The 15449-nt window shown below is 43.8% G+C and carries 9 protein-coding genes and 1 pseudogene; 2 read left to right on the forward strand and 8 right to left on the reverse strand.

Annotated features, from left to right (window positions below; all coding sequences use genetic code 11):
• Positions 1-401 precede the first annotated feature (401 nt).
• A pseudogene (locus RIE73_RS25400) lies at positions 402-521 on the reverse strand (glycosyltransferase family 2 protein); the annotation flags it as partial.
• 269 nt (positions 522-790) lie between these two features.
• Positions 791-1324, reverse strand: coding sequence for a PEP-CTERM sorting domain-containing protein (locus tag RIE73_RS25405; RefSeq protein ID WP_446403823.1), 534 nt, complete (start codon positions 1322-1324; stop codon positions 791-793).
• An 815-nt stretch (positions 1325-2139) separates the two neighbouring features.
• Between RIE73_RS25405 and RIE73_RS25410 the strand changes: the two genes are divergently transcribed.
• Positions 2140-2829 carry a PEP-CTERM sorting domain-containing protein gene (locus RIE73_RS25410; protein ID WP_446403824.1) on the forward strand — a complete coding sequence of 230 codons (690 nt, stop codon included), beginning with the start codon at positions 2140-2142 and terminating at the stop codon, positions 2827-2829.
• A 112-nt stretch (positions 2830-2941) separates the two neighbouring features.
• Here RIE73_RS25410 and RIE73_RS25415 read toward each other — a convergent pair whose 3' ends face one another.
• On the reverse strand, positions 2942-4141 hold the full coding sequence (locus tag RIE73_RS25415) for a tetratricopeptide repeat protein (protein WP_446403825.1): 1200 nt from the start codon (positions 4139-4141) through the stop codon (positions 2942-2944).
• A 180-nt stretch (positions 4142-4321) separates the two neighbouring features.
• Between RIE73_RS25415 and RIE73_RS25420 the strand changes: the two genes are divergently transcribed.
• Positions 4322-4570: a hypothetical protein gene (locus RIE73_RS25420; RefSeq protein ID WP_446403826.1), complete on the forward strand. Its 249-nt coding sequence runs from the start codon at positions 4322-4324 to the stop codon at positions 4568-4570.
• A 242-nt stretch (positions 4571-4812) separates the two neighbouring features.
• Here RIE73_RS25420 and RIE73_RS25425 read toward each other — a convergent pair whose 3' ends face one another.
• The 5 genes from RIE73_RS25425 to RIE73_RS25445 form a co-directional block, all read right to left on the reverse strand.
• Complete coding sequence (locus RIE73_RS25425; protein ID WP_446403827.1) at positions 4813-5343, reverse strand: hypothetical protein; 531 nt, start codon at positions 5341-5343, stop codon at positions 4813-4815.
• A 180-nt stretch (positions 5344-5523) separates the two neighbouring features.
• Positions 5524-7128, reverse strand: coding sequence for an Hsp70 family protein (locus tag RIE73_RS25430; protein WP_446403828.1), 1605 nt, complete (start codon positions 7126-7128; stop codon positions 5524-5526).
• Between the two features lie 55 nt (positions 7129-7183).
• The gene (locus RIE73_RS25435) at positions 7184-9907 is read right to left on the reverse strand and encodes a PAS domain S-box protein (protein WP_446403829.1); all 2724 of its coding nucleotides are present in this window, start codon (positions 9905-9907) and stop codon (positions 7184-7186) included.
• A gap of 11 nt (positions 9908-9918) precedes the next feature.
• Positions 9919-11865, reverse strand: a complete 1947-nt coding sequence (locus tag RIE73_RS25440) for a response regulator (RefSeq protein ID WP_446403830.1) — start codon at positions 11863-11865, stop codon at positions 9919-9921.
• 268 nt (positions 11866-12133) lie between these two features.
• Positions 12134-15370 (reverse strand): response regulator, encoded by a 3237-nt coding sequence (locus tag RIE73_RS25445; protein ID WP_446403831.1) that lies wholly within the window; start codon positions 15368-15370, stop codon positions 12134-12136.
• Positions 15371-15449: the final 79 nt, after the last annotated feature.

Below are 15449 nucleotides of genomic sequence, written 5' to 3' on the forward strand. Positions count from 1 at the left end.
TTTATCCATATAAAAATCAAGACTATTTGGATCAAGGTTATGGAAGAGATGCCCAGGATTAAGGGCGGGTTTTGAACATAGGTTAGCAGTGTTGATTCAAGGTTTATCCCTAAACCCGCCCCTACACGATGGTGATGGCGAGGGATTCAAATAGGATAAAGGAACGAACTGTAGGGGCGACCCGCTTGCATCAATGGACAACACTATTCCACTCAATTGGATCGGGTCGCCCTCAGCTTAATAGCGTAGCTGGAAACGATTTTGGGCGCAAGTCTTTGCGCCCCTACATTATTACCCCTGTGGATTTCAACCCTCTGTTAAGGGAAAATTTGGCGATTAGGTCGGCTTGCAAGCCCTATTGATCCTCAGCGACTGAGTGTACCTGAAAATTTTTGACCTGACACTTGCTTGTCACCAACGCGATCGCATACTTCCTGCACATCATCAGATAGACAGGCTGACTCGATACAAGCGGCGATATCGATTTCTTCGTTGTGGGTGAGGATAAAGATAGAAAACATTACCAACTTTTAAGCACGTTTTTCAAACACAAGTCAAACGGAACGGTTAAAAATTTTGTGACATAAAGCCCCACCAGATCAGGGATTGAGTAACCCGTGGGGCGATACTACTGATCAATTAAGCGAAATCTAGCAAGCTTTGAGGAAAAAGACCCATTTTCTAGTGCAGCGCGGCTTCAAATACTAACCCGTTAACAAGCTCCTTAAAAGCAGCTACCATGAGCATTATAGCCTTCTGCCATCTGCCTTCGGACTTCTGCCTTCTTGTACTAGCTTGAGGCTTGCTTTTTCTTGAGCGCTGAAGTTGCACCCATGGCACCGATAGCGAGTAAACCTAAGATAGAAGCAGGTTCCGGAACAGAAGTAGAAGTATCTGCTGCTTCAACAATCGTTACTGATCCAGGTTCTTCATCGATCAGAGGGGTGAAATTACTCCCGTCACCTCCTAAGAAGTAACCCGGTTCATGCTCGCTATCACGAAGGTTAAAGAAAAATGAAAAATCCGAGAAGTTCCCAGTGTCAGTAAAGTCTACTTGAGCGCCCCCAAAAGCACCTGGCTCAGGGTCTACAAAGGTTATTGTCCTGTTTGGAGCAGTTCCTGCAACGTCTACAATAACATCCGAATCTTGAAACTCAGATCCAAACGCTGAATCAGTAGTGAAGAATAACGAACCTGTGTAAAAGCCAGGAAAGTCAACAAAGAAGGAAAAGTTGGTTAAATCCTGGAGAGCCGTGGGTTGCGATATATCATCGAAGGACATTTGACCCGTTCCATCTGTGCCAAATGTAAAATCAAATGTCACGGCTTTAGCTTGAGGAGCTTCAATGGCAATTGCCGCAGATCAAACAGTTGTTGTTGCTACAGTAGCAGCGATTTTGGTTAGGAATGTGGGGTGCATTGTGTTTATTGTTTTAATTGTTAATTGCTCATCAATCTATTGCATAATAGGCGGGGCGTGCAATGGTTTTTCTCTTTATTCACAGTAAAAACACAAATAATGGCTTTTTCATAAAGTTTTGATGAAGACTGTGCATTGATGTACTACACGACAGGAATTACGCAAATTTACTGTTGAACCACCATCTGTAGAAGCACGATATGTCGTACCCCTACAGCTTGTAGGTTGGGAAAACGCAAGGAAACCCAACTCATCCAGCTTAAAAGCTAGGTTTTTCTCCAATCAAGCTAATCGCTATACACATAAGGAAAATTTATAACACCATTTATATCATCCTCGTTGCGATCGCTGGCGGGATCATTTTCAGCTAGAAGACGGCGAAATTATACCGTTGACTGCAATTGGACGGGTGAAGGTGCGCTTGTTAGAGATGAATCGTTCTGAACATTTGGAGGACTTCATCACAACTTTACAAAACGAGTTAAACAATTTCCCGTTAGTTTAAATGATTTGTGAACAAAAATGAACCTGAAACCCTGATTCTCTCAGCATCTCTATTTCACAACTCATTTATACAGCTAATAATTTTTTAAATCTCAATACTTTAAAGTTTCCGTAAAGTTTCAACATACATCTTGACACCATCGGGGGGGGTAATTCATGATTTATTTATTGAAGCAAATTAACGGCTCAAGCAAACGACATCATCTAATTAAACCATGCTGAAATCACTATCTCTTGTTACCGTTGGCGCTACAGTTATGGCACTGGGAGCGATTACTCAAGCCGAAGCCACTCAAATTATTCAACCTCAATCGGCTTCAACAACTCTGGGAGAAATTGGGTCTTTTGCTAACATCAATAATGCGATTAACCAATCTGGTTTGTTCACTACCTATACCAGTGGCGTGACGGGTTTTGATGCCTATTTGTCGGGAAATCCTACACACGGGTTTGGTGGCAGTTGGATTTCAAATAGTGTTACTCCCGGATCAGTTACGTTTGATTTAGGAAATGTTTTTGACTTGGATGGGATGGCGATGTGGGGTACGGCTGGTTTATTTAGTGTACAAAACTTCGATCTGTTTGCTTCGTTGACTGGAGCAGATAGTAGCTTTGTCAGCTTAGGCTCTTTTCTTCAAGATTTTGAGTCGGGCGCTGACACTGCCCAAGTCTTTGAGTTCGCGCCAACAACTGCCCAGTTTATCCGCATGGATATTAAGGATAGTTATCAACCTCCTAATCGTAATGATGTAGGAATTGGCGAAGTGGCATTCAGAACGGCTGACGTTACGCCTGAACCTGTTCCTGAACCTATGACTGTTTTCGGTGCTGCAACGGCTCTAGGCTTTGGTGCGTTAGTCAATAGAAAGAATGCTAAAAAGCAGAATAAGAAAGACAACAATTAACTGAGAGGGTATTGAGCGACTCAATTAATATATCCTGGTTATCTGTCTCTCTGAAAAGGGAGACTTTTGTCTTGTTTGATTCAAACTGATCGGTGAACCGTCACCAATGGGCTTATTGTAACCTGTTAGTTAACCCCATCCCTTGCAACTCTTGACGTAACCGTTGTGCTTCCTGGGGATTGCTGGCTTGATGACGGGCGATCGCACTCTCAAATGCTGCTAAACTTTCAGGTACTCGTCCCAGTTTGAGTAACACAACGCCTAAGTTTTGGTAAGCGTCGGCATAGTCGGGATTCAGTTGAATCGCTTTTTGATAAGCGGTTATCGCGGCTTCCCACTGTGCCAAGGCTTTTAACGTCATCCCCAGGTGATTGTATCCCACTGCAAAAGTAGGATCAATTTTCACCGTGGTTTGATATGCCCGTTTCGCTGTGGTGAAATCACCCACGCGGAATAATAAATTGCCTAAATTATTATAGGCTCCCAGTTTCAGTTGGGGGAGAATCGGTTGCTTGATGGCGTCTTGATAATGATCGGCGGCGAGTTGGAGTTGATTCTGTTTCGTGTAAGCATTGCCTAAATGGTAATGTAATTCAAATAATACCGAAGCGTCTACCTGTGAATCGGTCAATCCCCGTTTAAGCAGCTTAATCCCCTCCCCCACTTGACCAATTTGTACATAAAGCGCCCCTAACTTACTACACAAGTATGGATCATTGGGATGATCGGCGAGAAATCCTTCCATGGCATTCTTGGCGCGAGTATATTTATCCAATGCCGCGATCGCACCGGGTTGATAACCATAGTGTAAAATGCCCACCGTAGACAGGGAAATCACCTGCCAATCCGGTTCTCGCTGTAACAATTGGGCGACACTATCATCCACAATCGAATGGTAGGGGCGAGAAAAGTAGATATCGGGGTGATGGCGAAATAAACGGGATACCAGGGAATAGGGCGATTGAGTCGCACCCACTTCTTGACGGATGAGATTAATCACCAAGTTGCGATCGTTTTTTATCGCCTGTTGGATTTCGGGGATAATTTCCGGCGTTAACACTTCATCCGCATCCAGTACCAACACCCACTTCCCTTGCACATATTGCAGCGCCTGGTTGCGGGCGGCGGAGAAGTCATTGCACCATTGAAAATGATAGACTCTTGCGCCATACTCTTGGGCAATCTCAATCGTGCGATCGCTTGATCCGGTATCTAGGATAACCATTTCATCCACGACTGGCTGCACACTCTCCAAGACTTGCGGTAAACTGGCTTCCTCGTTTTTCACAATCATGCATAGACTCAGTTCCATTTTCGATTCCCTCTTGTTAGGTTTAATATCTGAGCGTTGGCGAATCTATGTATAATAGAATCCAATTAACTAAATCTAAGTTAAAGAACATTTAACTGAACAGCCATTCGCGAATAGCTGAAGTCTTCTGTAGAAGGCGACTAATTCGTGGACTAGATTGATTATTAACACTAGACAACTATGCCAAAACCGACACAAGCCCACATGTCTCGCACAATCTCTAAGAGTCAGCCAAGTGGTGCGAAGGACATGACTAAGCGTCAGATGGAATATTATATGGGAGCGAAGCTGATTGAGGTTGGGGTTAATCCAAAATCGGCGATTTATCGATGGTCCGTCGAACCTAAAGGAAGTAGTGAAATCTGGACGTATAGTGCCTACTGGAGTGATTCTAAAGAGGAATTATTGAAGAAGGAACAGGAATCCTAAGATGAATGGCACTGAAAAGCGTGCAGTTTTGGATCACCGAAACCATTGATATACTGTAGGGTGGGCACTGCCCACCAGCTTTAAGGAGCGTGCTATTTATCCTAAGATAAAAAGCTAGAAGGCAGAAGGTAGCTACGTCTAGGAGCAAGGGTGTAGGGGCGGGTTTTACTAATAGCGTTTTGTCGATTTCCGATGACTTAACTAAACCCGCCCTTGCTAAGAAACAGGGGGAATCGATGTATTTAATTCTCATTCGATAGACGATTTTCTTCCTGCTGACGCTCCCAATCTTCCAAAACGTTGATCCGTTCGGCTAGAGTAATATAGTCGCCCCATAAATCTACATCTCTGCCTTCTAAACGAATCACTCGTCTTTCATGTCCAACAATAATATCTCTCAAGTCGCTGATAGAAGCGCGGAGATTGCCAATATCACGTTCTAAGCTAGTCATGCGTTCATTACTAGCCATAAACGACGCCTCTAGGTGAGTCATCCGTTCATTACTAGCCGCAAAGGATTCCTCGACGCGACTCATGCGTTCATTGCTAGCCGCAAGGGATTCCTCGACGCGACTCATGCGTTCATTGCTAGCCGCAAGGGATTCCTCGACGCGACTCATCCGTTCATTGCTAGCCGCAAGAGATTCCTCAACGCGACTCATCCGTTCGTTGCTAGCTGCAAGGGATTCCTCGACGCGACTCATCCGTTCATTACTAGCCGTGATAAATTGCTCTAATACAGCTTCAATTCGGTTTAATCTATCGTCGCTCATAAAGATAATCCTACAGCATTGTTGGAAGGGATAAAGAATATTATAGAATGTTGGGTTTCGCTGTGGCTCAACCCAATCTACAACCTGATAACTGTTCACTGATAACTGATATAACTGGATGTCACTTTATAGTTGGCGCTTAAATGCTTATGGCGCTAAAGCGCAACTACAAACAAACATTCAACTTAGTTGGGCGACTATTTGGTTTTGTAAGACGGTTTGATCAGTGAGTAAGTCGTCTACTGTTAATCGTAATGCGCGATCGCGATCGACTGAAAATTTGAGTTTGATCCGATCGCGCCCCGGATTGGCTGGGGGTGTAAGCTGGGCAATGGTTCTGGCGCCGTCGCGATCATTTAAGGGTTGTACGGCGGTTTTGCCGCCACCCAGTTGGCGTGTGACTAAGCGATCGCCTTCAAAGTATACCTCGGTTGCTCCGGTTTCTGCGCCTAATTCTCCGACGATTAATTCAATGCTGGGTTGATTCTCTATTGACGCCCCCACTACTAATTCCACGGGATTACTCATCGGATAGGGTTGTCCGGCTTTTATAATGGGATGCCAATTGTGACAGTTATTCCGTCGATCCCAGTAGCGGATGCCATAGCTATGGTAGAGGAAGTCTTGGACTTCTATGCCTTGGGCTAATTGTAATGCGCCTTGGGCGATGGCTTCAAAGGGTTTTCGGGAACGAATCGTTTCGGCGTTAAAGTATTGCTGCACCCACTCTTGAACGGCGGGTATTTTTACGGTTCCTCCGACTAATAACACGGCATCAATATCTGCAACTTCGATGCCACTGCGCCGTGCTTGTTGCAGGAGTTGGGTCATTCTTTCATTCAGGTTATCAAAGAATTGGTGATCCGTTAAGATGGTTTCAAAGGTTTGCCGATCCAGATTCAGTTCATAACTCTCTAGTGTTTCATCATTAAAGTAAACTTCCGTGGCTGTGGATGCTGAAGATAGCTTGATTTTCAAGCGTTCCGCCAATCGCGTGGTTAAGGGCGATCGCGAAATTCCCTGGGTTTGGACAAAATAATCGACTAGCCAGTTATCAATATCTGATCCGCCTAAATTCTGCCCTGCTTTGGCGAGTACCCGGGCAATTTTGGGCTTTTGTCCCGAACGTTCACCTAAGACTTTCTCGCCCCATTTCAAGATAAAACCCAGGGGCTTTGTTCCCGTTTGTACCTCTTGATTTAACTGTACCAAGGATAAATCCAAAGTACCGCCACCGAAATCTACCACCAGGAGAGTATCTCCGTCTGCTACACCATAGCCCAAAGCGGCGGCGGTTGGTTCATCGAGTATCCGCAGTTGTTCCACGGGTAAGGATTGACAAACCTCTGTTAGCCAGTGGCGATAAGCCTCAAAGCTATCGACGGGTACGGTAAGAATTAAGGATTCAATCGTGTCTGTGGGGGAGGGGGAGAGTTTGGCGATAATTTGGCTGAGGAACCATTGTCCAATTTGCTCAAAACTTAGGGTTTTTCCATCTAATTCGGGCAAAAATCCCTGAATCTGGGAACCTATCCCCCGTTTGAAACTGGAGAAAAAGCGGGGATCGGTGGTAAGATCTAAGCCGCGATCGCGGACGGTTTGACCGACTATAACGTTACCTTGCTGGGCATCCTCAACATAAACCAAACTGGGAATCAGGGGCGGATTTTGAGCAAGTTGTACGGATAAACCGGGTAGGTTGACGGTTTCCGCTTCGCCAGTGGCGGCGTTCCAGCGCGTGATCACTGTATTGCTTGTACCAAAATCAATTGCGTAGTTCGTCATTTGTGATTAGACAGGGAACAGGGAACAGGGAATAGGGAACAGGAATTTATCAGTTTCATTTTACAATAGGAATTTCGACAATAAACTCTGTTCCTTGACCGGGATTAGAAACACACTGAAGTTGACCTTGATGTTTCTCGACAATAATTTCGTGGCTAATCGATAAGCCTAATCCCGTACCGCGTCCTACGGGTTTTGTGGTAAAGAAGGGGTCAAATATTTGAGAAACAATCTCTGGACTAATTCCTTCTCCATTATCCGCAATCCGAATCACCGCGAATTCGGTTGTTGGTTTTTCATTACCATTATTGTCTGAACTCTGATGCTTCTGCACCACTTCGGTACTAATTTTAATGTGTCGGGGGGCGGGTTTATTGTCTAAGGCATCAATTCCATTACTGATTAAATTCATAAAGACTTGATTTAATTGACTCGCATAGCAGGTAATTTGCGGTACTTTGCCGTAGTTTTTACTGACTTCAATTTTCGGGCGATCGCCTGATGCTTTAAGCCGATGCCGTAAAATGATTAATGTATTATCGATACTCTCATGAATATCAATGGCTTTTTGTTCGGATTCATGATGCCGTGAAAAAATGCGTAAGGATTGAACAATTTGCTGAATGCGATCAGCACCTATCTCCATCGATTTGATTACATTCTGCCAATCCTCACTGACAAACTCCCAGTCAATCTCCTCAATAATCTCTTCGATTTCTTCAGGCGGATTGGGATAATTTTTGGTATAGGCATTAATTAAGCGAGTGAGATCGACAAAATAATTTTTAGCATACATGAGATTCCCGCCAATAAAGTTGACAGGATTATTAATTTCGTGCGCCACACCTGCCACCATTTGCCCTAAGCTGGACATTTTCTCATTATGAATCAGTTGCGTTTGGGCGCGTTTGAGTTCAGCCAACGCTGTCTCCAGTTGAGTCGATTTTTCCTGTTCTCGCTGAATCGATTGATGCAAGGCTTCCTCGGCTTGTTTGCGTTGGCAGATATCTTTGAGTGAACCCACCATCCGCTGAGGTTTTCCGTCTTCATCCCACAGGGCTTGTCCGCGACACATTACCCATTTATAGTCACCATTTTGGCATTGTAAGCGATATTCAATTTCATAATAAGGGATTTTTCGCTCCAAGTACTGTTGGGTTGTTTCTACAATTTGCTCCACATCATCGGGATGGATACGACTAATCCATTCATCGAAACGATGTACAATTTTGCAGGTGTCATCGTAGCAATTTTGATTACCGATAATTTCCTGAAACCGCTCAGATGTAAAAATTTCACCACTTTGTAAATTCCAATCCCAAATTCCATCATTATTGCCTTGTAAGACTAACTGCCAGCGTTCTTCACTTTGGCGTAAATCTTCTTCAATTCGCTTGCGTTCGGTAATGTCTTTACCGACGGTGATTACACAGCGTTCCCCTTTCAGATCAATAAACTCAGCCGATAATAATAAGGTAATAATCTCACCCGATTTAGTCCGCCATTCCGTTTCCCAGTTACCCAGCGATCCTTGTTGCTGTAAACGCTGTTCAAACTGAACCATGTTTTCCGGATTGACGACCAAGTTTAGATCAAAAATTGTCTGACCAATGACAGCTTGTCTATCATATCCCAATAGCTTGAGAAAGCTTTGATTCACATCGATATAGTGTCCGTCTGGACAAGTGCTAATCGTAATCGGGTCAGGGCTACAACTAAAAGCTTTGGTAAATTTCTCTTCTGAGATTTGGCGGGCAACTTCGGCGCGTTGACGTTCTTGGACTTCTAAGAGTAATGAGGTAAGATCGGCGATAGAACGGGCAAAGTTTTGCTCTTCTGGTGTCCAATGTCGGCAGGTTTGTATCTGTTCAACACATAACACACCTACAATTTTTCCGCCCAATCGTAAAGGAGCATCTAGCATTGATGTTATGTTTAATTCCTGTAGGTAAGACTCCAGCAAGTCACCGCTTCTGGGATCGTTCATCACATCATCTACTGCAACGAGGGGAGCCTCAATTAAAGCGTTAAAGTAAAGCGGATGGTTAGCTAGGGCTAGACTTAACCCAGTGCTATGTTGGCAGTGACTTTGCTGGAATAAATCCAGACATTCAATATGAGTTTTTTGTTGATTATAGAGCCAAATACCGACTCGTTCGACCTCAAGAGTACGAGCTGTGACTTCGGTAATTTTCTGAAACGCTATTTCTAAATTTCCCTGATATAAAATTTTATTTTTAGCCAGTTCAATGAGTAAACTATTTTGATGGCTAAGCTGTCTTGCCTGTTGGCGAAGTTGATTTTCAGCGTGCTGGCGATCGCGAATTTCTTGTTGGAGTAAACTATTTTGTTCTTTTAACTGGTTCTGTAATCCTTGCAGGAGCAATTGATTTTCGATGCGAACTAAAATTTCTTCCGGTTGGAACGGTTTGGTAATATAGTCAGCCCCGCCAATTTTCAACGCTTTGACTTTATCAGCCGCTTCCGTCAACGCACTTAAGAAAATAATCGGAACGTCTTTGGTTTTCGGGTTTGACTTTAGACATTGACAAACACTATACCCATCCATATCCGCCATAACAATATCCAGTAAAATCAAATCAGGAGGCGACGAAATCGCCGCATGGATGGCGAGTTTTCCACAAATAGCCCGTTGAATGTTATAATCTTCTTTTTGCAAGACATCCGATAAAAAGCGCAGATTATTCGGGTTATCGTCAACCACTAATATGGTTATATCAGGTTTATCCAATACAGTTGATAATTGTTGACTTAGCATCACTCTAGTCCTTATGAATGATTGATGACAGCCTGAGTCACTCGCACAATGACATCTAATCTAAAATCATGAAGTAAATCCGTTAATGCTTGGGCTAATTCGGCTTTTTCTGGCGGTAGTTCTTGAATCAACTGAGCAATTCTCTCTTCATCTAACTGATTCGCCGCTTGTGCTACTTCAATTACCCAGGCTGACGGTAGACTGGATAATTCAGAACAGAAAAACGAGTCTGGTTTTTCTTGTATGCTATAACTTGATCGAGAGCGAGGCAAACTATCCGATAACTCCTGATAACGATAGCGCACTCCTAAATAGTGGGCAATTGCATTAAAAATTTGTTCCTCTGTAAACGGTTTACGCAGAAAATCATCCGATCCGACGGCTAAAATCTCCTCCCGCTTTTCCTCGAAGGCGCTGGCGGTTAAGGCGATAATAATAGTTTTGGGGAAATCCGAGTCTGAGTTGGGTTGAGATACTCGTTTTTGTTCTTTCAGTCTAAGCTGTCGCGTTGCTGCTAATCCATCCATCATTGGCATACGTGTATCCATAAGAATTAAGTGAGGTTGCCAACTTTCCCATAACGTTAAGCATTGTATCCCGTTTGCCGCCTCCCGCACTTCAAAGCCAATTGGTTCGAGTAATTTAATCAGCAACAGGCGATTTTCTGGGGTATCATCAACCACTAGGATACGATAAATCGGTTGATTCGGTTCTAAGCATAAGACACGCTGGTGGGCTTGGGGAATTAGGGGGTAAAGATCAGTTGGATTAATTTTAATATCAAATTTAAAAATAGTTCCATTGCCGACAACACTACTAACGGTAATGGTTCCGCCCATCAATTGCACAAATTTACGGGTAATGCTTAACCCTAACCCTGTCCCTTCTGCTGTTTTTTGTCCGGTTTCGGTTTGGACAAAGGCATCAAATAAATGATCAATGTCAGCCGCAGGAATACCTGGTCCGGTATCTTCGACTTCAAACCGGAGTCTGGGCGGAAATGCGGATAATGAGTCGGTATCTGACTGATTTTGAGGGGTTAACGCCTCGGTTGCCAAATTGACTCGTAAGGTAATCCGACCCTTTTCTGTAAATTTGATCGCGTTGCCTAATAAATTAATTAAACAAACCCGTAATTTTTTGGCATCAGTTTTTATGGCTTGAGGGACATTGGGGGCAACCGTGAATACTAAGTTTAATTTTTTCTGTTCCGCTTTAATTTGGAACATTTCTTCCAAATTATCTAATAAGCGATACAAATCAAAGCTGGTTTCATAGAGGGAAATAATCCCCGCTTCAATTTTCGACAAATCTAAGACATCATTAATTAAGTCCAGCAAATGTTCGCCACTGCGATTGATAATGCCCAGATATTCGCGTTGTTCCGGTGTTAGTTGAACATCACGACTCATCACCTGAGTGAATCCTAAAATAGCATTCAAGGGCGTGCGGAGTTCGTGACTCATATTGGCTAAAAACTCGCTTTTCGCTTTCGAGGCGTCGGCGGCGGCTTTTTCAGCTTTGCGCCGCTCTTGAATTTCCTGTTCTAACGCTTGATTGCGATCGCGTACTTCTTGAGACAGCCGCCGAATCGTCAATTGATGTTCCACCCGCGCCAAGACTTCTTCTACCTGAAAGGGTTTGGTGATGTAATCAACACCACCTACGTGAAAGGCTTTGACTTTATCCAAAACATCATCAATGGCGCTAATGAAAATGACGGGAACGTCACGAGTCTCTGCATCAGCTTTCAGGTGTTCACAGACTTGATACCCATCCATTTCTGGCATCCGGATATCTAGTAATATGAGATCGGGTTGGGCAGATTTAGCGGCGCGAATTGCCATTTTTCCCTTAACCACACCCCGCACTTGATAGCCTTGCTCCGACAAGGTGGCGGATAAAACTTGTAAGTTTTCTGGGGTATCGTCAACAATTAATAGGTTGCCTTTCGTCATTTGTCTTATGTCTTATGTCTTATGTCTTATGTCTTATGTTATTTGTCATACTCGCTTCCCTTGAGCAGCAAGCTACGTTATTCGTCCTATCATATCCATAGTTATTTTTCTGGTGAGGATTACCCGGCTATCTTTCTCGCTGTCATTTGAACAAGGGCGGGTTTTGTTGCTCAGTTATCGGCTTTTAATTGGCGTTAGTCCCTAAACCCGCCCCTACCCACTCAAAATTCACAACCAGATTCCCTTGAACAAAGTGAAGGGTCAACACTCAAAACTCCTCCATCTCTTGTTCAATTAAATCGATAATTTGATCACAACGGAAATTATTCACCATATCGGTTATAACTTGGGCAATTTGAACATGGGTTGGCGGAATTTGCTCGACAAGCTGGAAAATCTGCTCATTATCAATCGAGTTTGCCGCTTGATATAATTCATTAATCCACTCCTTGGGCATAATTGTCAGAGCTTGAGCCGTTAGGGGTTGGTGGGATGCTGGGCGTTCACCCGCCGACGCGGTTGATGCGGTTGGCTGTTCATAGACATACTGCACCCCCAAATAGTGGGCTATCTTATTAAAGATTACGTCTTCTCGGAAGGGTTTGCGAACAAAATCATCACACCCAGCCGAGAGAACCAGCGATCGCTCTTCTTCAAAAGCGCTAGCAGTAAGCGCTAGAACCACGGTAGCTTGACCTTTGAGATGCCCTTTGATACGTTTGGTGGCTTCATATCCATCCATCACAGGCATTCGCATATCCATCCAAATCAGGTGAGGTTCCCAGCTTGTCCAGATCGCGATCGCCTCTTGCCCATTCACCGCTTCTCGCACGGAAAATCCGACGCTAGTTAGCAGTTTAATCAATAGTAAGCGACTTTCTAGGCGATCATCCACTACAAGGATACGGTAATTTGGTTGTCCGGGTACCAAGCCAACTACGCGAGGCGTCGCTGACTGGGTTTCTAGCTCAATTCCTTCTACCAGGTTAATGTTAATATCAAAGGTAAAAATAGTGCCTTGGTTTAAGCGACTATTGACCTGAATTTCTCCGCCCATAAGTTGGACAAATTGTTGACTAATCGGTAATCCTAATCCTGTACCTTCCAGAGATTTGCGTCCTGTTTCGGTTTGCACAAAAGCCTCAAATAGTGAATCAAGTTCCTCGGGCGCAATACCGGAACCCGTGTCTTCAATTTCAAATCGCAGTTTTTGAGGGATTGGGTTCCCCTGCTCCCCCAGCTTCCCCTGCTCCCCCTGCACCTCTTTAACGCGCAATGTCACCCCGCCCTGGCTGGTAAATTTAATCGCGTTGCTCAGTAAGTTAATTAAGATTTGGCGCAGCTTTCCTTCATCGGTGTCCACATAGCGAGGTAGTGTTTGCTCATAGTCAAAGACTAACTGTAATCCTTTCTTTTGAGCCGACAATTTAAACATTTCTTCTACTGTTATGAGTAACCCGTATAGGTCAAAACTATAGCAATCGAGTTTAATCTGACCTGCTTCAATTTTGGACAATTGCAACACATTATTGATCAGGCTGAGTAAATGTTCACCAGAGCGACAAATAATGCCAATATGATCGCGTTGTTCTGGGGTTAGAGAAGCGTCGCGCCCTAACAACTGGGCAAATCCAATAATTGCATTCAGGGGAGTGCGTAATTCATGACTCATATTGGACAGAAATTGGCTTTTGGCACGATTCGCCTGTTCAGCCGTTTCTTTGGCGCGTTGCAGAGCAAATTCCGCCTGCTTGCGATCGCTAATATCTTGGCTGACGGCGATCAAACAGGGTTGGTTATCTAGGGTAATCCGTTCGGCTGAGAGTAAGGCGGTGCGAATGTTTCCCGATTTGGTACGAAACTCAAATTCGTAGTTGCGAATAATCCCATTGTTGGAGATAGCTTTTAACATCCGGTTTCGGTCTTTTTGATTCACCCAAAGATGCAAATCCAGGGCAGTCCGACCGAGAATTTCTGGGGCAGAATAGCCGGTAAACTGGCAAAAGCTATGATTCACATCGATATGGCAGCCATCACTCAATCGCGTGATTGTCATGGCGCTGGGACTCGAACGGAAGGCACGGGCAAACTTTTCTTCCGATTGATATAATGCAAATTGGGTGCGTTTGCGATCGGTAATATTGCGGGCAACCCATATAACCGAGTTGTTCGGTAACGGGGCAATACTGGCAGTAAACCAAACCCGTTGATCGGCATCATCTAAACTATAATCAAAATGAATCGGTTCTTGGGTTTTAACCACCTGACGAATGAGCTGAAACCAGATTGGAGCGTTGTCACCGTCGAGAAACTCTGCAATGGTTTGACTAATCAGGTGTGCCGATTCTCCTACATCGCGACTAGGTCGAGTCGGTGCGACTTCAATATCATTAGTTTGAGGATCAATAATTAAGATAATATCAGGCATTGCCTCAAACACTGCTCGCATTTTGCCCTCAGAGGTTCGCAATTTTTGCTCCAGTAACTTGCGTTCCTCAATTTCTTGCTGGAGTCGCTGATTTTTAGCTTCTAATTCTTGGGTGCGATCGCAGACTTCTCGTTCTAGGGTTTGATTATACTCGGTTAAAATTTTCTCGGTACGTTTGCGGGCGGTAATATCCTTAAATACACTAATGCCATAGAGCAGAGTTCCCTGGTCATCATAGATGGGCATTGCCTGCATTTCTAGGGGAATTCGTTGATTCGCGTGACGCACTTCTAAGTCGTCAACGGTTACGGTTTCACAGGCGAGTGATCGCGCGATCGGTAAGCGGTCTAATGGGTATACTTGATCAGTGTCGGCTAAATAGAGTTGATAGGTATGACAAAGCTGATCAGTGTGGATAGTCGGATCTAAATCCTGTGCCAAAATTTGCTTGGCTTTTTGATTCATAAAATACAGCTTACCGCTAGCCTCCACCACCAAAACGCCAACAGGTACGGCTTCCAAAAATTGTGCCAGCCGACGTTCGCTTTCACGCACCGCTTCCTCAGCTTGATCGTGCAACTGTTCAAACACCAGATCGCCGTGTTCGGTCGAGGTTTCGAGTAATATTTTTAAGTCGGTATTTTCTTGGGAGAGGCGTAAATTTTCGGCGTTGAGGTTATGAAGCGTTAACTGAGTCTGGATTCGGGCTAACAGTTCAGCTTGGGTGAAGGGAACCATTAAATAATCATTAGCACCTGCTTCTATTATTGAGGTTAATTTATTGATATCATTGTGGGTAATTGCGGCAATAATCGGCACGTCATTTAACTTTGGCGTTCTTTTCAGATTTTGGATTTGCTCATGGATGTTAATACCTGGATGATTAACAGCTAGCAGAATTAAGTGGGGTGGCAAATCAGGCTCAGTATCAAGGATAGATATAGCTTGTTCAAGGTTTTTGGCGTGGATTAAACTATAATTATAACTGGATAAATGTTTGGTAATACGTTGATATATTTCTTGGAGATAATCGATAACTAATATTTTTATAAATTTTTCTTGTGTTAAACTCTTCATAGCAGATATTTATAATTACAGTATTTCTATTTTTATTGGTTTAAATTATTTTATATCAAAATCCATTGTCTACTAAGAC

The sequence above is a fragment of the Coleofasciculus sp. C1-SOL-03 genome, from assembly GCF_040220555.1.
In the GTDB taxonomy this organism is placed as follows: Bacteria; Cyanobacteriota; Cyanobacteriia; order Cyanobacteriales; family Coleofasciculaceae; genus Coleofasciculus.